The organism is Cupriavidus sp. CER-90 (genome assembly GCF_057652055.1).
In genome coordinates this window covers 12,983-30,242 of record NZ_JBYGYM010000003.1, presented here as the reverse complement: position 1 = coordinate 30,242, position 17,260 = coordinate 12,983, and the positions used below count along the sequence as shown (strand labels likewise).

The window sequence follows — 17,260 nt, the reverse complement described above, 5'->3', positions numbered from 1 at the left end:
TGCGCCCAACACCGCTCAAGATCAGCGGCCAGCCGCGCGCACGCCTTGATCTGGCGTGGCAGTCGCCGTGGGCAGTTGCGCAACGTCGACGCCCGCCGCATCGCCATGATGGCCGGCGGCAGCCGTGGCCTCGGCAAGTCGGCCGCCCTTCACTTGATCGCCGCGTGGCGGAACATCGAGTGCGCTTCCTTTTTGCCACGGTTGTAGAAAGCAGGCGGTGCGTCAATTGTTCGACAACACGTGATCGCCGGCTGCCCGTCCCGCAGTGGCCCGGATTGCCGTCTCCGATGGCCGGTCGCGATGACGGCGGCGCGGTGGTATCCCGACGATCTGCGGGTGGCATGCTCCATGCTGATGATGGTATGCCGCAGTTCTGCAGCTTTCCACGCTGCCGATCCCTGGAACAATGCAGGAGCAGATCATGTTCAACGGGAAACTCGTTCATCTGGCGTTGCCACTCATCGCGTATATCGCCGCAGCGGGTGCCGGAGTGGGCTTCGCTGCTTACCAGGAGACGCGAAAACGAAAGCAACACCAGGCTGCGGACGCATTTCGGTCAGGTGAAGATCCCGGCGGAGACCACTCCGTTGCCGCGAACAACCTGCCCGCGGACGATCGCAGTGAACCAGCGCCGCAGTCGCGTACCTATCCCTTCAATGCTGTCGGTTGAATAGCGCCGCCCTCGACGAAAGACATACCAGGTAAGTAAGCCGTGACAGCGAAGCGTCGGCAGGCAAAAGCCACGGGGGCGCGAAGGGCTCCGAGGGGAGGGGGGCGCGATGGGTTCTTCTGCCGCCGATTGCGGCGCATAGACCCTTTTGGTTCGTGGAGGCTGCCGTCATAATGCATGTCGTCATACAACCAACAGAGAGAAAGACATGCGCACCCCCTCGCGAATTCACCATCGTTTCCGCAGACTGGCGCTTGTCGCGTCGCTGATCCTGGCGTATGGGACGGCGGTGAGCGCTACCACGTTGGACCGCGCACAGCTTGAGCAATCGGCTGGCCGCGCGGCAGCAGCAAGCTATCGCGAATGGGTCGAGCTGCTGGCAATTCCCAACGATGCAACCGTGCCGGCCGATATTCAAAAGAACGTGGACTGGCTTGCCAAGGCCTTTTCCCGACGCGGATTCCAGGCGCAGGCGCTCCCAAATGGCGACAAGCCGATGATGTACGCAGAGTACACGGCGCCCGGAGCAGGCGCGACCGCACCGCGCAAAACTGTCCTGTTCTATATGCACCTGGATGGCCAGTCGGTGACACCGTCCCAGTGGGCGCAGAAGAGCCCATGGGAAGCCACGCTCAAGGCGCGCGCGGCCGACGGCAAATGGGAAACCCTGCCGCTCGACAAATTGTACGGTGGCCAGGTGGACCCCGAGTGGCGCCTGTTCGCACGATCCTCATCAGACGACAAGGGACCGATCGTGATGTTCCTGGCAGCCTTCGATGCGCTCAAGGCGGCGGGCGTGGAGCCGGGCGTTAACATCAAGGTGCTGCTCGATTCCGAGGAAGAAAAGGGCTCCCCCTCGCTCGGACAGGTCATTGCCCAGAATCTTGCGCTGTTGCGAAATGACGGCATGGTCATCTTCGATGGTCCGATGCACCAGAGCAACCAGCCGACGCTGGTCTTCGGCAACCGGGGCATCCAGCTCGTGCAACTGAAAGTCTTCGGTGCAAGCCAGGGACTGCACAGTGGACACTACGGCAACTACTCCGCCAATCCGGTGCAACGGATGGCGAGCTTGCTGGCGTCGATGAAGGACGAAGATGGCCGCGTGACCATCCCCGGGTATTACACACCGGTAAAGTTTGACGAGCGGGCCCGGAAGATCATGGCGGCGGTGCCAGACGACGAGGGGGCGCTCAAGCGCCGGTTGGGCATTGCCGGCGCGGAAAAGGTCGGCGCCAATTACCAGGAAGCGATGCAGTATCCCAGCCTGAACGTACGCGGCATTGTGGCGGGTGACGTCGGCCCCAAGGCGCGGACCATTATTCCCGAAGTGGCCATCGCAGATATCGATCTGCGTACGGTACCCGAGACGCCGCCCGAGTCGCTGGTGGCGCTGCTGCGCAAGCACATCGAGAAGCAGGGCTACCACCTGGTGAACGGCGAGCCGACGGCAGAAGAGCGTGCGCGCTATCCGAAACTGGCATCGCTCACGGCCGGTGAAGTGTCTGCGTCGAGTTCGGCGGCGCGTACCGATCTGGACGCGCCGATCAGCAAATGGCTACAGGGCGTGATGCACGATACCTACGGCAAGTCGCCCGTGCAGATCCGGATGATGGGCGGAACCGTCCCCACCGGTGCTGCGGTGCAGGCGCTCAAGTCCCCGTTCGTGATCGTGCCGCTGGTCAATGCCGACAACAATCAGCACAGCTTTGACGAGAACATGCGGCTTGGCAACTACCGCGATGGCGTCCAGACCATCATGGGCATCTTGCAGACGCCCTTCAAGTAAGTCGTACAGCGATTCGGCCGGCGAGGTCAGGAGGGAAAGCCGAACCGCAGGCTCGGGCACCTTGATGACACCGGGCTCACCGTCTGGTGAGCCCGAACTCATCACGCAATGCTGGTCATGCAGACAGCGGGGCTACTTTTTCCTCGTGCTGCAGTGCTACGCGGCCAGTTTCAGCGCCTGTGAAAAGTCCGCGATCAGATCGTCGATATCCTCGATGCCGGCCGACAGGCGCAGCATCCCATCGGAAATCCCCATTGCCTTGCGTGTCTCGGGGCCGGCTTCGAAGAAGATCGTAGGAGCCACGGGAATGATCAGCGTTCGCGTGTCGCCAAGGCCGGTCGCCTTGATTGGCAGCGCAAGCGCGTTGACGATGTCAATCATGCGGTCCGCGTTCTTCAGTTCGAACGACAGGAGCCACGATGCGCTGGAAAACAGCGATTGCGCGATGTCATACTGCGGATGGCTCGGCAGGCCAGGGTAGTACACCCTTCCGACAGCCGGATGCCGCTCCAGAAACTGCGCCAGCGCGAGCGCGTTGTCGCTGCTTTGCTTTACGCGCAGCGCGAGTGTTTCGGCCCCAATGGCGATCGCATGCGCCTGCTCGGACGACAATGCCGCGCCCATGTCGCGCAAGCCCTTCTTGCGGATTTGCAGCAGCCCCTGCTCCTTGCCCATGGCACGCCGATAATCCTCGGCAATGTTGGGATATGTGCTCCAGTCGAACAAGCCGGTATCGGTCACGGCGCCCCCAAGGGCTGTGCCGTGACCGGCAATCGTCTTCGTCAGCGAGCTAATGACAAGGCTGGCCCCGACTGCCTTCGGCCGGAACAAGGCCGGCGAGGTGATCGTGTTATCGACGATATACGCGATACCGCGCTCGCGGCACACGTTGCCGATGCCTTGCAGATCCGGAATTTGCGTGCCCGGATTCGCGATGGTTTCGACGAACACCATCCGGGTATTCGGACGGATGGCCTGCTTGACCTCTTCGACATTGCACGCATCGACCGTCGTCACGTCTATGCCGAGCGTACGCAGCGTTCCGAACAGGCTGTTGGTGTTCCCAAACACATAACGGCTCGCAACGAGATGATCGCCTGCACGCAACAGCGTGAGAAACGTTGCCGTGATGGCGGCCATGCCGGTGCTGAAACAGATCGTGCCGATGCCGTCTTCCAGGCCCGTAATCTTGCGCTCAAGCGCCGCGGTCGTGGGCGTGCCCTGGCGGGCGTAGTTGAAGCCACCCTTCTTCGTGCCCTGGAATACGCCGATCAGGTCCTCGACGCGATCGAAACCATACTGCACAGAGGTATGGATCGGCTGGTGAACGCCACCATGCTCGGTACCTGTGATTCTGTCGCCGTGAACAATGGCGGTGGTGAAGCCCTGCTTGTCCATTCCTTGTGCCTCTTGAGCCAATCAGTTGTGCCTCATTATCGCTGCTAACCCTTGCGCTGCAAAAGCCTTTGCATGGGGCGTAAGCGTCAGAACCAATCGCTCCCGCAGGCTTGACGCTGTGGATAATTGCCCCAGCAGCCGATCTATGGATCGCAGGAAACGGCCGTCGCGCCGGCGAAGTCTTTGGGCGAAAAAGTCGGTACTGAAGTGCAGTACATAGCCGTGCGGCTTGATCGACGATGTCCTGGGCATGCACCTGGCCTGATAAGGGGAAGAACACCGAATGGTCACGCACATCGAAATGTGCGAAGTCGTGCATAGGTGTGCCGTGCGCCCGTGTCGTCTGTAGGCGAACTGGGTCGAAGCAGAGCGATTCCTTGCTCGCGACTGCTGAAGACTCGAAAGGTGGGAGGCGCCGTGAGAGAGCAGGGCAGGGCGATCAGCCGTCACCCGACGAGCCGGCGTAGGTCGTAACGATAAAGTGCCTAATAAGCTACTTGTCGTCTAGGCACACCTTATCTTTCCAATAGAAACCCCGCAAAAACAAGGACTTGTTCCCAAACGAGTCGTCCTGAATCGCGTGTGTATTTTCTATGCGCCCATCGTTATGCGGCGCACGTGAAAGCCGTCCCCTATGCGCTCTGCCTAAAAAAGCAATTAACCGCCATAGTGCCCGCCCGTACTGGTCGATGGTAGGGGCCCTGTTGATACACGTCGGACCTCCCCAAACCTGCTTGCAAAGCAATGGCCGAATGTGTGGCACAACTGTTCTGAGTGCCGATTCGCCTATCGGGATGGCATCCGAGTCCCGCCTTGCTGCGTTTAGGACAGTAGGGCCTCAATATTATTTAGCGAGGCCCAATCCGGTGCTTCCGCGAAGCAGGCCAGTAGATTGCTTCATCGTCGGAAGATATCTGCTGCTTTTCCTCCCAACCGGGCAGGGTGCCGCGTTGTCACGGATAGACGCTGGCATGCCTTTCTCATGCCACAAGCAGTCGATTTTGGGTATCCGGCAATAGCGCGCGCGTGCCCAATGGGCGTCGAATAGATGACGCAAACTGTGATGCTGTGCCGTACCGTCCTTCGAACAAAACCACGGGGGGACGCCGGTGTCGTCACGGCCTACGCATGGCGCGAGCTTTTGGGTTCGCGACAGGCTTCGGCTTAGCCTACGGTTGCCGTGTTCCTCCAATTCAATGAGGGCAGGCCTCCGCTGCAGACCTCAAGTTTTCAAGTCATTCGTTTTTTGATTTTGGCGCTCATTTCTTTGGAGGAAAACCGATGTCGCCCGCCAATCTTCATTCCCAACCGACAAAATCTGTCAGTCGCATACAGTCCGCGCCATTACCGGCCTGGATCTCGGATCGGATGGCTGCCCATTTCGTCGACAGAATGGAAAAACTCTGGGGAGGCAATCACCTGCTGCACGGACGCGTCCCGGGGCCGGATGCCTTGCACCTGAGCAGTAACGACTATCTATGCCTGCTGGGGGAATCTGCGCTGGTCCAGGCGCAGGCGCGGGCGCTACTCGATGAGGCGCCTGAATTGTTGATGTCTTCGGTGTTTCGGCACGGCGACACGCCACAACAGCAGGTCGAACGGAAGCTCGCCACGCTCATGCAGGCCGAGGATGGGCTCATCGCCCAGTCAGGATGGGCGGCAAACGTCGGGCTGGTGCAGTGTATTGCAGGGCCTGGGGTGCCTGTCTACATCGACATGAACGGCCATGCCTCGCTGTGGGAAGGCATCAGCGCGGCGGGGGCCCAGGCCGTGCCCGTGCGCCACAACGACTTTGCTCACGCCGCACGCCAGATCGAGCGTATGGGTCCGGGCGTCATTCTGGTGGATGCCGTCTATAGCACCACGGGCAGCGTGGCGCCGTTGGAAGCGTATGTGCAGATGGCGGAAGCGACAGGCAGCGTCCTGGTGGTGGATGAATCACATTCGCTAGGCACGCATGGCCCGGCGGGCGGCGGGCTTGTCCCGGCGCTGGGGCTTTCCGAACGGGTCCATTTCCGGACGGCGTCGCTGGCCAAGGCATTTGCCGGGCGCGCGGGATTCGTGGCCTGTTCGACCCGATTCAAGGATTTCTTCGCGGTGGAGGCACGCCCAGCCATTTTCAGTTCGGGTCTGTTGCGCCATGAAATTGCCTGGTTCGATGCCGCGACGGATTTTATTGCGCGCGCAGACGACCGCAGGGCGCGCCTGCATGCCATCACCCGGTCCACGCGCGCCGCTATCACCGAGCTTGGCTACAACATCAGCGACGGGAGCGAGCAGATCATCGGGCTGGAGGCCGGCACGGAACCCCAGGTCATGGTTCTGCGCAACGCACTGCAGCGGCACGGCATCTTCGGGGCCGTCTTTTGCTCCCCTGCTACCCCCAAAAATAGGGCATTGATGCGCCTTACGCTGCATGCGAAACTCACTCCTTCCGACATGGACCGGCTGATCGACGTTCTCGCGAAAATTCGGGACGAGGTCAGGCTGGCGGAGTGGTCATCGACGCGCCGCGCGCATCGCGGCCGCACCTGTTCACCAGGCAGCACAGCGCCATAATCTTGCAGGGGTCAGACGCTCGAGATGGAAGCCACGCAAGCGCAATCAGGAGACGAATCGTTGTGGATTCGGCTCGTCAAGGATGCCCGGCGTGCCGTATTTGAGACGGCCTCCCGGACCACCCTGCTCGACGAGGAAAGCGTCGTGCGCCTGCGTCGCATCCAGATGGTGGGCGCGCTCGGGGTCATTGGCCATCCGCTTTACTTCGTCATCTGGTCCTATGTCTTTCCCCAGGCTTACGAAAACCTGTGGCTGCGATTGATTTGCACGGCGCTATTCGTGCCGCTGTTGTTCGCTTCTGCACTGTCGCACAAGCGATGGCTGCCGACCTATGCGCTATTTGCCATCACCGTCGGAATGCCCTTCGCTTTTATCTTCTTCTACCTGGAGAACCACGGCTCGCTGGTATGGGCGGAGTCGGTCATCATCGCCGTGGTGGTCCTATACCACTTCAGTTCGGCGTTTGCGACGATGGCCCTGCTCTCGGGAGCAGCCGGCGCATTTGCATTGTTCGTGGTGGCCGGTCATTCCATTGCAGGCATTCCGTGGCAACCGCTGCTGTTGCAGCTGCCGATCATTGCGTTCGTCATCGCCGTGCTCGTCGTGATCAAATTGGATCGCCAGTTGCTGGTCGAAGAAAAGCGGCGGGGGATGGCCGTCGCCCTGGCAACGGTTGCGCATGAATTGCGCACGCCACTGACGAGTCTGACGATGACCGCTGCGGGCCTCAAGAGCAGGTTGCCGGCGGCGCTTGACCCGCAGGCGGCGCATCGAGAGGGGCTTCTGCAGGCGATTGCCCGTTTACAGGCCGATCTCGCGCATGTCAGCAGCAGCATCGATTTGCTGGTGGCGAACTCCAAGGACCCGAAGGCGGCCAGGCAAGAGGTGTTCGACCTGGTGCACGCCGTGCGCCAGAGTATTGATCGATTTCCGTTCGAGCCTACGCATCAGGATATCGTCACGATCGATGCGTCCGCACCCCTGCACGTGCTGGGCAACGCGCAACTATTCGAATTGGTCATTACCAATCTGACCAAGAATGCGCTCGAGGCGATCAAGCGGGCAGGGAAGGGCAAGATTCTGATCCGCTGTGAGACGCGAGGCAGCGACATCTATGTCCTGTTCCGGGATACAGGGCCGGGAGTTCCGGCCCATGTCCTGGCCCGGATGTTCCAGCCGTTTTTCTCCTATCCCGCCCATCGGGGCACGGGTATCGGACTGGCGTTTTGCAGGGATGTCTTGCGCAGTTGGGGTGCATCCATTTCCTGCCAGTCGGTGGAGCACGAGTTCACCGAATTCGCGCTTCAGTTCCCAAAGCACAAGGCTTGAACTCGCCACCACGCGGGAACGGGCTGCACGGACTGGCTTGCGTTCGGCGATCTGGTCGCCATAAGAACCAGGATTTCTCCGCCTTTTTTGTTGACGTTATGGCGAAACCACTAAGGTCGGTATTCTTGGAATGCAGTTTTCGTATTCACCGATGCCATTGTGATAAGAAAACTTATCTTGATACCCGTGCTTCTGGCATGAACGGGAGGCTATCGCGTAGTTCGTTGTCCGCCTCGCCCAACTTCGAAAACCGTGTGTTGCTGCAGCCGATCGTGCAGCCATCGATCGGCGCGTCCGCGACGGGCCGATTTCCGCCAGAGAAGATCGACCCCGACAAGCCAGTCGGTGTGCGGGTAGGCGGTCAACTGCAGTTCGACCAGATCGCCTTTGTCCAGCTCGTTGCGGATCAATTGCCGGGGTAGTGTCGCCCAGCCAAGACCGCTGCCGACCATCTCCATCAGGGCGAGATAGCTCTCCGCCTGCCACGTGCGTGTAGCGCGAAGGTATTCGGTTGTTGGTAGTTTGTTGGCGTGCGCGCTGAACGCAAGGCGCCGATAGGCATGCAGGTCGGCGAACGACACGCTGGCCAGCGACGCGAGCGGGTGCGAGGGATGGGTGACATGCACCATGATCAGTTTGCCGAGCTGCACGAAGTCAAGTTCGGGCGGGTAGTCCGGTTGCGCAAACGCGATGCCGAGTGCCGCCTCACCCTTGAGTACCAGGTCGCTGACGTCGCCATAGACCGGGTTGCGAATGGTCAGGTCGACGTATGGGAACTCCCGTTCGAAATCGGTCAGTGCCGGCATGATCGTGTTGTACGGTATCTCGATCGCCAGCGTCAGTTCGGCCGGGTTCGCGTCCGCCAGGCTGGCCGCATGCGCCTCCAGTGACCGGCACCGCTCCAGCACGGCGGAGGCTTCCGCAAGCAGCGTCCGTCCCGCCTCCGTGACGACGGGAATCTTGCTCGTCCGATCGAATAGCGATACGCCAAGCTCGATCTCGAGATTGCCGATGGCGCTGCTGATCGTCGACTGCGTTTTTCCGAGCCGCCGGGCGGCCGCGGAGAACGATCCGGATTCCACTACGGCGATAAACATCTGAAGTTGTTCCAGGGAAAAACGCATTGACTTGTCCATCGATAAAATCGATGGCTCCTAATTTGTTTTGGCGGTGGCTTCGATGGATGATGCCGCACCGATGCACCTCGAGCAATAGAGCGGCGTCGCGTGATGCCGGGCTCGTGATGCGATGGTTGTGGCGGTTCGGTCAGCGTTGGGGTCCTGCCAATGTCATTTCTGGCGCTGCTGAACAAGTCCTATCGTCCTATTCCCCTGGAGAACTACATGGCAACCCTGAACATTGAAGAAACTCCCGAGGACGTGTCAATGCTGGATATGGATCTGCTGCGCCAGTCTATTGCCGCGTCATATGAGGCCAGGCAGCGCGGCCGGCATCCTTTCGCTGCGCTGGTTGCCGACGAGAACGGCAACATCATCGCGGCCGCAGGCAACAACTCGATGCCACCGGAAGGTGATCCGACCCAGCACGCCGAACTGGCCGCCGCTGCTGCAGCAGCACGCGTGCTGACGCCGGAACAACTCGCCCGCTGCACGCTGTACACGAGTGCGGAGCCGTGCTGCATGTGTGCCGGTGCGATCTACTGGACCGGAATCGGTCGCGTTGTCTACGCACTCTCGGAGCATTCCCTGCTCGGTCTCACGGGAGACCACCCCGAGAACCCCACGTTCTCGCTGCCGTGCCGAGAAGTTTTCGAACGCGGCCAGCGCAAGGTCAAGGTGGCGGGCCCGATGCTGGAGGACGAAGCCGCCCAGGCGCACGCCGGCTTCTGGAAGTAGTCATTCATCTCCAGCCGGCCGCCATGGTGCGGGCCGAGGCGGACAGCGCCATGGCGTTCGAGTGCAGAGAGACGTCAACGCACTACTGCGCGGCGAAGAATGCCTCGACGGGCGGGCACCGCGCTCGCCGAGACCGTCAATGGCGAGCCACCAACGCCGGCGGCGCGGGATCCGCACGGTCATGTCGGACAGTGTTTTCAGCCCGTGAGCTTGCAGCGCCGACGCGGCACGCGCCGGCAGCCAGGTATCGCGGTGTCCGTGATCGGCGGGGAGATGGCAAGCGAGGCGTGGAGCGGAGGATGGACGCGAATTGCTGTCGCGTAGGCTGCCACGAAAATGTGGCTATATCGATAATGTTTGTTATCGATACTATCGCATTGCGGTGGGCGAGACGCCACAGCTGATGAAACTAAAATTGTGTCTAAACTTCCAATAGAAGTAGTGTCCTATCGGGGGACGAGCCTTTCGCCGGGTATGCGGCTGAAAACTAGGTCGGCGGAGGAGGGCGCGATGCTCGCGTCTTCGTTGCAACTCGCTGCTTGCAGGACTCTTTCGCCAAATCGGTGAAACGTGACGAGCAGGCTCCGCAGCCTCTGGCCGTGTTCCTGGGGCGACCATCGGAGCTTTCCGATCTACTGTCCTTCACCAAATTCCAAGCTACGGCATGTGTCGACCAAGTTCCTGGCGCTCGCTCAATACGCAAGCGCGGCGCGTTGCGTCGACGCGCGAACGAAGTGGATCTGAAGCAGTCCCGCATATCTAAGGACACGCGGACTCTCTTAAAATAGGGGATAGTCTTGTGCCCTATCAGGGAAATGCTGGCACCTGGCGCGTCGGTGTCAGCCGTAGCGCGGCGGCACGGCGGGAACCCGAACCAGGTGTTTGGCCGGCGCAAGCGACCAAAGTAATACGCGCAGGTGCTCCGAGGGTTTCGAGTTTCCATGCGATGACGGCACGCCGCTGCGTGTGACGTTTGCGTGGGACTGCGGCGACCGGTAAGCAATTAGCTGGGCAGCAATGATCGGCGGGCATAGCGCCGACGTGGTGCGCGACGTAATGCTGGCCGCCGTCGAGCAGCGCTTCGGCACCACGGAAACGGCACGGCCCAACGAATGGCTGACGGACAACGGCTCGGCTTATATCTACCATCGCACGCGACGCTTCGCGCGTCAGCTGGGCCGGACCAGCTGACGACGCCTGTGCGCTCGCCGTAAAGCAATGGCATGGCCGAATCGTTCGTGAAGACCATAAAACACAACTACGTTCTATATGGACAACCCTGACGCGCCAACGGCGCTCTCGCGTCTGGCTGTTGCGTTTGAGCATTACAACGACGCCACCCGCACAAAGCCCTGAAATACCGCTCGCCCGCGAGTTCAGGGGGGCTGAGGCGTCATCAACCTAACGGGGTCCGCGTGTCTAGCCAACTCAAAAAGGGTCCAACACGACTGCCCATCGAGGCTTTTTGGTTATTTGTTCGCGGCCGGGGATCGCCCGAAATAGAACACAATTTAGGTGTTCGAGCGACTCTGGTGCATCGAGCGGGATGATTTTCTGGATAAGCTGCAGCCTCTTTGCCGCTTGTTCGTGGCCAGGCCGCACAGGGTTAAAGTTTCACGCACGCGTGGGGCGCGTTTGGTTGCCGATGTCTAGCATGCGCGCAGCAGCTTCAGGGTCGGCTGGCGAAGCGGATTGTTGAATTGCGCTGATCGTAACCCACCCAAGGCAGGTGGAATGCTGATTCAGTGCAATTCGACATTTGTGGGTCTCAAGGAGGTGTCACCACTTTTCGGGTGCCTTGTATCTCGAGGAACCGTTCAATAGTTATTGCAGATTTACGATTGGGGAATGCCAAGGGAGTGTCGCCGCACTGCGGCGCTCTCCCTCGGTATTCCCGCGGCTGGCAATCGCAAAAGGGCGTGGGGAAGACGTCGCTACGCCAGCGCCGGTGCGGCATGTCCCGCGGCGTCGATTTCCCGCATGTGAATGCTGTATGAATTCACAGATTCGTCGATCAGGAACGCCTCTACGCCCTCTTCGACATCGAAGTCAATCATGATGCCGGTCGTCGCTCCTTTCTTCCATTGAAAGCTCATATGGGCGCAAAGTACCGGGAAATGATAAACGTCGCCGGTGGGATCCACGAGAATCTCTCCAATACGCTGAGTCTTCTCATGCGCGGCCTCCGAGATTTGCACACCAGCCTGGTGATAGCCCCCCTTTCGATTAATCTCGAACACCCAAAGCCGCTCGGGCAAGTGCCGTTCGCGGTAAAATTTCTGCAATTCCTTCTCAGTGTTCTCGATCGCCCAACGCCGGAATTCGTGGCGCGAAGTCAGGAACGGTCGCAGAACAAACTCCAAATGAAAATCATCGGTCCTCGTGATACCGGTCACTGAAGACGCAGTCATTGCAATGTCGAGAAACGTTGACAATGTCTCCTGCACCGCGAAGGAGGCCTCTTCCGCAAAGACATAAACGTCCTTTGGCAGCAACGGAATTACCGATTGAATGGATCCGTATGGATAGAGGCCCCCCTCTCGACTGACGCTGCGATACGGACCATCGTTGTCATTCTGGATGTAGAGATGATCGATCCAGTTGACTGGAGAGTATAGAGAGAAAGACTGAGACCAACCGCCTCCTGTGTCAACACGCACGCTGCGCGTCGGACCATTTGTGGCCGATCGCGACGTATCCCAGTCGTGACCAACGATGACAACTGCATGCGAAAATTGGTCGACTTCTGTACCGTACAGCGCGATCACCGGAATGCCAGATTCAATATATGGGTAGACCAAATCCTTGACCCGGTCCAGGTCATATCGATAGCAAGGAGCAAGTGGCAGCTGCGCTGCATTGGCCGGCAGTTTTGTTCGTAGTTGATGACCGTGATATCCGAAGCGCTCAAGGATTGCGAGCATGGATTGGACGCCCAAGCCCTTGGTCGGAAGTACCGGCCCAAAGATCACAGATGCCCCTGCTTCGGCGGAAATGTCGGCCACGGTAATGGCATCCCTGCCGTCCCTTTTCCGCAAGACCCGCAATGCTGACCAGATCGCCACTTGGGCGCAGGCCCCCACCGCGCTGTCCTGTTGCATGAACGGTGCTCCCACGACCTTCAAGGTTCTTCCTGCCAAGGTGGTTCTGAACGAGTCCTTTACTGTCAGGAACGTACACTCTGGCGGCGCCTTCAGCACCGTTCTCCCCACGGGCGCAGACTTGACAGGCCGTACATTGACGAAGCCTAGGTAGCCCGGCGTCTGATTAACGTCGGCATGGTCATTTCCGGCAATTCTGTCAATATAGTCGAGCGGTGCCTGGCCTTGCTCCACCGCAACCGAGAAGAAATGGACCCTTTGGGAGTATCGAGAGTAGTTCGAGAATGTGGTGGAGTAATATGCGCGAAACTCGGCCTGATACTCCTTGTCTGTGGAAGGCGCCTGGACAATTGCGGCTTTGCAGCCCATTTCTGCCAACATCGCGGCGATATTGCGCAACGGGGTGAGTTGATGCTGATTGGAAGGCGCGCGATGGCGCGCACCGGTTTGCGAGTTTTGGGCACTGGTGCGGCCCATAAGTACCGCAACGATGTCTTCCGCGTTGCTGATGGCGTGAAGCACCAGGCGGCCATTTGTCGCACTAGAAAGACTTACTTCGTTTGTTGACGTCATAGGACAAAAGAAAAGGGCCACCAAAGTGGCCCTTTAACGGTTCTCGATGCGTGTCAGCGACACGTCACAAAGCGATTCTCTTCGATGGCGGCGGCTTGTTCCCGGCGCAGAGCTTGGATGGGCTCCTGCGCGCGCTCAAAGTAGCTTTCAAATACGGCCTGCGCATCCTCTCCGCTCAGGCGCTCTGCCTTTCCGGTTAACAGGACCCTGGCTGCCATCTCAACAAGCCGCTTGTCCATCATTTTCTCCAGAGTTGCACAACATGGTACTGCATGAAAAATGCCAACCCACTATCTTATGCTTTAGGTGTAGCAACGTCAACTCACGGGAGCTTGCTCAACCCACGTAATGAGATTAGGACGATACCTAGAGGCTTTGCAAGCTATTCCCAAAGAAAAGTGCATGTTTAGACACTTTCACAGTAGGCTTCGCCCGCGATCGATACCTCTCGTTACTTATCGACCACAGAACCCTCTCTGCGGACCTCCCGTATGCAGGGAGCAACAAACCTGAGAAATTTCAGCGTTCTGTGACAATCTATGACGGGGGCGTGTCTTACAACGTCGGGAAGGGGCGAATACTACTTGTCACAGATCGATGTACTGTATATAAATACAGTGTCCACCCCCAACTGTAGGGAAGATATGTCTAGCTACATATTTGTGTCGCCCAATTCCGATCCTGGCGCCGGCCGCGCGCTCGCTGATCCGATATTGACCGCTCCACGTCCTACTATGGGGACCTGTCGGCCAGATTTGCGTCGATTGGTGACGCCCGGCGACCATATTTTTGTTGTGAGCGGAAGCTTGGGGAAGACCTACCCGCAATATGTCATTGGCGGGATGGAGATCGACGAAAAGCTCAAAGATCAGTTGGAGGCGTTGCGCGTGCATCCGGAAAATGCCCTTCGATTTGAGAACGGACAAAAGCACGGGAACATCATCGCGATGCCGGACGGCACTCAGAACCCTCGCGACAGCCACTCGAAATTCGAAAACCGAATAAAAAACTACGTGCTCGGAAAGAACCCAGTGGTCCTACAGAGCGATCGGGAAGTGCAACTCGGGCGTGATCGGACCATAGAGATCCTTTCTGATTTGTTCGACCGTAATGGATCCCGCGTACACCATATTATGGGGCGTGCGCGGCGCTTGTCCGATGCGCAAGTCGAGCGACTAAGGCATGCGCTCGAAGACATCAAACGCGAGGCGAGGGCGTGACCAACATTGCGTCCTATCTCGCGAGCCGCAACTTATCGATGGAAAAGGCTGCGGCAAAGGCCGGTCTTTCCCTAGACAGGTTCGAAGAGGTAGTGAAGGGGGGCAACGCGACGCTCGGAGAACTCAGGCAGGTTGCTCGTGCCTTAGGTGTCCCCGTATCGAGCCTCATGGACAGCGCACCTGCCGAGCCGATACGTGTTTTGTTTCGGAAGACGCTCGATCAGCGTGAAATCGAAGTTACGCCCCAACTTGATGTGCTGGCCGCGCAGGTGCGCGATGCTCTTGTGATCGCCCGCGGGCTTCCTTCCGATCTCACATGGTTAGAGCTCTTCGATGGTCTAGAGCCGCGAGTCGAGATCGCCGAAGCGTTCGCCGATCGCTTCCGCAGTTCGATTGGATCCTTAGACGACCTCGAGCCCTTTCAGGATTTGCCGGAAGCTGTTAGTCAACTGGGCGTCTTTGTCCTGTTTTCGCGAGATCCGAGCATTGAAGGTGTTTCCGCAATTGTCGAAGGCCACGCGCTAATCATTCTGGGAGCGCGCACGTTTCAGCCGCGGATGCTATTTACGATCGCGCATGAACTAGGACATCTGGTTGCACATCACGACTCGCGAGACAATGGATATGCTCACTTGGATAAGGAGGTGGGCGGGTTGAACGAACCTAAACGCCAGGAAGAGCGGTTCGCCGATGCTTTTGCTGCATCGCTGCTTTTGCCTCGCCACGGAGTTTTACGTGCACTCCAAGCGATTCGGGACCGAATGGGCATTTCGAAAGGACCTCTGGGTGCAATCGAGATTGCCTGGGTCGCCCACTTTTTTCACGTTAGCTTTGAGGTCGCCGCCCGACGATTTGAGGGCTTGGACCTTCTGCCTCGATCGGGTGCTCGAGCGTTCTACCAGAAGCTGGTGGATGACTATAAGAATCCCGAGCGGTTCGCCGAGGCAATCGACATCCCTCCGCGTCCGAAGCTAGCGATTGCTGCTTCACCATTATTGATCGATGCCGCGGTTGAGAAGATCCGCTCAGGTCAGATGTCTCTCGGGAAGGCGGCCGAACTTTTGAATGTGCCGGTGTCTACTCTGGTGGCAGCCAATTCGGACATAAGCGTGTGATTATCATTCTTGATGCATCCACGCTCATCAATCTGGCAAACGGCGAAGTGTTTGCCGAGATTGTCTCCCTGCCCGGGCACCAATTCATGGTAAGCGAGGTTGTACGTCAGGAATCCAAAACGGTTTCAAACGCTATTAATGCGGCAGTACAGCGCGGTGATCTGGAATGGGTCGACGCAGATCTGGTCGACTTTGACGAGTTTAAGGTTGCCTTAGAAGCCTGGGGACTTGGTGAAGGCGAAACGGAGTGCATCTTAGCTGCCCAAGTCATGAAATGTCGTGTGGCATGCGACGATGGCACCGCAAGGAAAATCATCAACCGGGCCATCCCCGACTTCCCTTTCACCGGCTCAATCGGCTTATTAAAGGAAGCCGTCTCAGCAGGAATCTTAAGTCCGGAGCAAGCTTATGATGCGTTCAACTTGATGAAATCACGAGGAGGTTACCTCCCTGACTTGGCTCCGGAAACATTCACGGTCTCCACTATATCGTCTCGGGCCGAAATCCAAGATTCTCCTGGCGCAACGGGTTCGGAGCCGTAGTGGCTAACGCATGGCGAAGTGCGGCGAATGGATTGCCGATAGTCTTCTTTACACGAGTCGGCGAGTGGAAGACGTGCTGGCACGCGTGGCACACATGTTCAGAGTGAGGCGTGTACGCCCATTCTCCATTGTCAAAGTGAGGCGCGGCGCAAGTCGGGCAAGTCAGTGCTACGATCCGACCTTCAAGGTGAGGCATAGCCGATTGCGCCATATATACCCGCACATGACTTGCCTCTAATTTTTGCCCGTCGATGACGACCTTTGCAAAGGTGTCATCGATTTCAGGTATTTCATCGTCATAGTGTCGAAAAGCGTGTACATGGATTCCACTCTCTTCAGTTTCCGTGGATGTCCATATCAGCGCTGGATTCGATCCCCAGATCTGAACTCCGCCGAGAAAGTCGGCTTGCTTTAGCAAGAGATTCCTGGGCGCTTTGACCTCCTTAGTCGCCTTGGCATCGAAGTGTGCTCTGATCGTAGCAAGCGGGTTCCCAATTCCAGTGGACGAATCCGAAAACTGCTTGCCGCATCCGTGGCATTGATGCCTGCGGTGCGGATGCACCGCGAACCAGTCGCGGTCCAGATGTGGGAATCCGCAATATGTGCAGCTCACCGGAATCGTCGAAAAACCGAACACGGTGGACACCATATAGTTGATGGCGTCAATCTCCTCCACTTCGGCCCAGCCGTCAGAAAGTAGGTCTTCGGCAAACGGAATACGCAGTTTCCGATACGTCCGGTCGATCTCTTTATGCCCGCCTACGGTGCGCCGCGCATGCACGTGGATGCCACGATCTACCGCCTGGTGGGTAGTGTCATAAACTGCTGGAACTGATCCCCATAGCGCGACGCCACCAGGATAGTCGGAGAAAGCGAGGTTTAGGGTCTCGTGCGGCCCGATTGGCAAGTCGTGTGCAGCGACACATTGCCGGGCAGCGACGCCGTACTTTGCTGTGGCGTTTGCATGATGGGACAAGCACCAGTAGCGCGTTCCGCCATCCCGACGCCTTCCAACCGAGACAATCTTGCATTTCATCGTGAGATGCTCAGATAGGGGTTGTCATTAGGCGCGCCACATGCAGTACACGCCCAAAGCAAACATCCAGAC

13 protein-coding genes and 2 pseudogenes are annotated in these 17,260 nt (G+C 58.6%); 9 read left to right on the top strand and 6 right to left on the bottom strand.

The features are described 5' to 3' along the window. Positions 1–421 precede the first annotated feature (421 nt). Together AC24R4_RS27395 and AC24R4_RS27390 are read left to right on the top strand one after the other, a co-directional pair. The gene (locus tag AC24R4_RS27395) at positions 422–670 is read left to right on the top strand and encodes a hypothetical protein (RefSeq protein WP_487524019.1); all 249 of its coding nucleotides are present in this window, start codon (positions 422–424) and stop codon (positions 668–670) included. A 208-nt stretch (positions 671–878) separates the two neighbouring features. After that, positions 879–2,459 (top strand): M20/M25/M40 family metallo-hydrolase, encoded by a 1,581-nt coding sequence (locus tag AC24R4_RS27390; RefSeq protein ID WP_487524018.1) that lies wholly within the window; start codon positions 879–881, stop codon positions 2,457–2,459. 156 nt (positions 2,460–2,615) lie between these two features. On the opposite strand, the gene AC24R4_RS27385 is transcribed toward AC24R4_RS27390, so the two are convergent. Continuing rightward, positions 2,616–3,857, bottom strand: a complete 1,242-nt coding sequence (locus tag AC24R4_RS27385) for a cystathionine gamma-synthase family protein (RefSeq protein ID WP_487524017.1) — start codon at positions 3,855–3,857, stop codon at positions 2,616–2,618. A gap of 1,281 nt (positions 3,858–5,138) precedes the next feature. Between AC24R4_RS27385 and cqsA the strand changes: the two genes are divergently transcribed. Together cqsA and AC24R4_RS27375 are read left to right on the top strand one after the other, a co-directional pair. Then, positions 5,139–6,416: an alpha-hydroxyketone-type quorum-sensing autoinducer synthase gene (gene cqsA / locus AC24R4_RS27380; protein WP_487524016.1), complete on the top strand. Its 1,278-nt coding sequence runs from the start codon at positions 5,139–5,141 to the stop codon at positions 6,414–6,416. Between the two features lie 24 nt (positions 6,417–6,440). Beyond that, positions 6,441–7,745, top strand: a complete 1,305-nt coding sequence (locus AC24R4_RS27375) for a sensor histidine kinase (RefSeq protein WP_487524015.1) — start codon at positions 6,441–6,443, stop codon at positions 7,743–7,745. A 209-nt stretch (positions 7,746–7,954) separates the two neighbouring features. Here AC24R4_RS27375 and AC24R4_RS27370 read toward each other — a convergent pair whose 3' ends face one another. Next, entirely contained in the window at positions 7,955–8,869 is a 915-nt protein-coding gene (locus AC24R4_RS27370) for a LysR family transcriptional regulator (protein WP_487524014.1), read from the bottom strand. 219 nt (positions 8,870–9,088) lie between these two features. On the opposite strand from AC24R4_RS27370, the gene AC24R4_RS27365 reads away from it, so the two are divergent. Continuing rightward, the gene (locus AC24R4_RS27365; protein WP_487524013.1) at positions 9,089–9,601 is read left to right on the top strand and encodes a nucleoside deaminase; all 513 of its coding nucleotides are present in this window, start codon (positions 9,089–9,091) and stop codon (positions 9,599–9,601) included. Positions 9,602–9,689: 88 nt separating this feature from the next. Here the strand turns inward: AC24R4_RS27365 and AC24R4_RS27360 are convergent. Next, positions 9,690–9,927, bottom strand: a pseudogene (locus tag AC24R4_RS27360) (phage integrase family protein); the annotation flags it as partial. Between the two features lie 565 nt (positions 9,928–10,492). Between AC24R4_RS27360 and AC24R4_RS27355 the strand changes: the two are divergent. Next, positions 10,493–11,006: pseudogene (locus AC24R4_RS27355) on the top strand (integrase core domain-containing protein); the annotation flags it as partial. A 529-nt stretch (positions 11,007–11,535) separates the two neighbouring features. On the opposite strand, the gene AC24R4_RS27350 reads toward AC24R4_RS27355, so the two are convergent. Further along, positions 11,536–13,224 (bottom strand): hypothetical protein, encoded by a 1,689-nt coding sequence (locus tag AC24R4_RS27350; RefSeq protein WP_487524012.1) that lies wholly within the window; start codon positions 13,222–13,224, stop codon positions 11,536–11,538. Between the two features lie 104 nt (positions 13,225–13,328). Then, positions 13,329–13,514, bottom strand: a complete 186-nt coding sequence (locus AC24R4_RS27345) for a hypothetical protein (protein ID WP_487524011.1) — start codon at positions 13,512–13,514, stop codon at positions 13,329–13,331. Positions 13,515–13,919: 405 nt separating this feature from the next. Between AC24R4_RS27345 and AC24R4_RS27340 the strand changes: the two genes are divergently transcribed. From AC24R4_RS27340 to AC24R4_RS27330, 3 genes are read left to right on the top strand one after another with little or no spacing between them, the layout of a single operon-like run. Then, positions 13,920–14,495 carry a hypothetical protein gene (locus AC24R4_RS27340; RefSeq protein WP_487524010.1) on the top strand — a complete coding sequence of 192 codons (576 nt, stop codon included), beginning with the start codon at positions 13,920–13,922 and terminating at the stop codon, positions 14,493–14,495. After that, positions 14,492–15,610 (top strand): ImmA/IrrE family metallo-endopeptidase, encoded by a 1,119-nt coding sequence (locus tag AC24R4_RS27335; RefSeq protein WP_487524009.1) that lies wholly within the window; start codon positions 14,492–14,494, stop codon positions 15,608–15,610. Before AC24R4_RS27340 ends, AC24R4_RS27335 begins: the two co-directional genes overlap by 4 nt. After that, positions 15,607–16,152: a PIN domain-containing protein gene (locus AC24R4_RS27330; protein ID WP_487524008.1), complete on the top strand. Its 546-nt coding sequence runs from the start codon at positions 15,607–15,609 to the stop codon at positions 16,150–16,152. Before AC24R4_RS27335 ends, AC24R4_RS27330 begins: the two co-directional genes overlap by 4 nt. Here AC24R4_RS27330 and AC24R4_RS27325 read toward each other — a convergent pair. Next, the gene (locus AC24R4_RS27325) at positions 16,094–17,188 is read right to left on the bottom strand and encodes a hypothetical protein (protein ID WP_487524007.1); all 1,095 of its coding nucleotides are present in this window, start codon (positions 17,186–17,188) and stop codon (positions 16,094–16,096) included. The genes AC24R4_RS27330 and AC24R4_RS27325 overlap by 59 nt on opposite strands. Positions 17,189–17,260: the final 72 nt, after the last annotated feature.

What these genes read in the sequence shown, in the direction of transcription:
- AC24R4_RS27325 (WP_487524007.1), bottom strand. Translation starts at nt 17,188, where the DNA reads ATGAAATGCAAGATTGTCTCGGTTGGAAGGCGTCGGGATGGCGGAACG.
- AC24R4_RS27390 (WP_487524018.1), top strand. Translation starts at nt 879, where the DNA reads ATGCGCACCCCCTCGCGAATTCACCATCGTTTCCGCAGACTGGCGCTT.
- AC24R4_RS27340 (WP_487524010.1), top strand. Translation starts at nt 13,920, where the DNA reads ATGTCTAGCTACATATTTGTGTCGCCCAATTCCGATCCTGGCGCCGGC.
- AC24R4_RS27345 (WP_487524011.1), bottom strand. Translation starts at nt 13,514, where the DNA reads ATGGACAAGCGGCTTGTTGAGATGGCAGCCAGGGTCCTGTTAACCGGA.
- AC24R4_RS27370 (WP_487524014.1), bottom strand. Translation starts at nt 8,869, where the DNA reads ATGCGTTTTTCCCTGGAACAACTTCAGATGTTTATCGCCGTAGTGGAA.
- cqsA (WP_487524016.1), top strand. Translation starts at nt 5,139, where the DNA reads ATGTCGCCCGCCAATCTTCATTCCCAACCGACAAAATCTGTCAGTCGC.
- AC24R4_RS27365 (WP_487524013.1), top strand. Translation starts at nt 9,089, where the DNA reads ATGGCAACCCTGAACATTGAAGAAACTCCCGAGGACGTGTCAATGCTG.
- AC24R4_RS27385 (WP_487524017.1), bottom strand. Translation starts at nt 3,857, where the DNA reads ATGGACAAGCAGGGCTTCACCACCGCCATTGTTCACGGCGACAGAATC.
- AC24R4_RS27375 (WP_487524015.1), top strand. Translation starts at nt 6,441, where the DNA reads ATGGAAGCCACGCAAGCGCAATCAGGAGACGAATCGTTGTGGATTCGG.
- AC24R4_RS27395 (WP_487524019.1), top strand. Translation starts at nt 422, where the DNA reads ATGTTCAACGGGAAACTCGTTCATCTGGCGTTGCCACTCATCGCGTAT.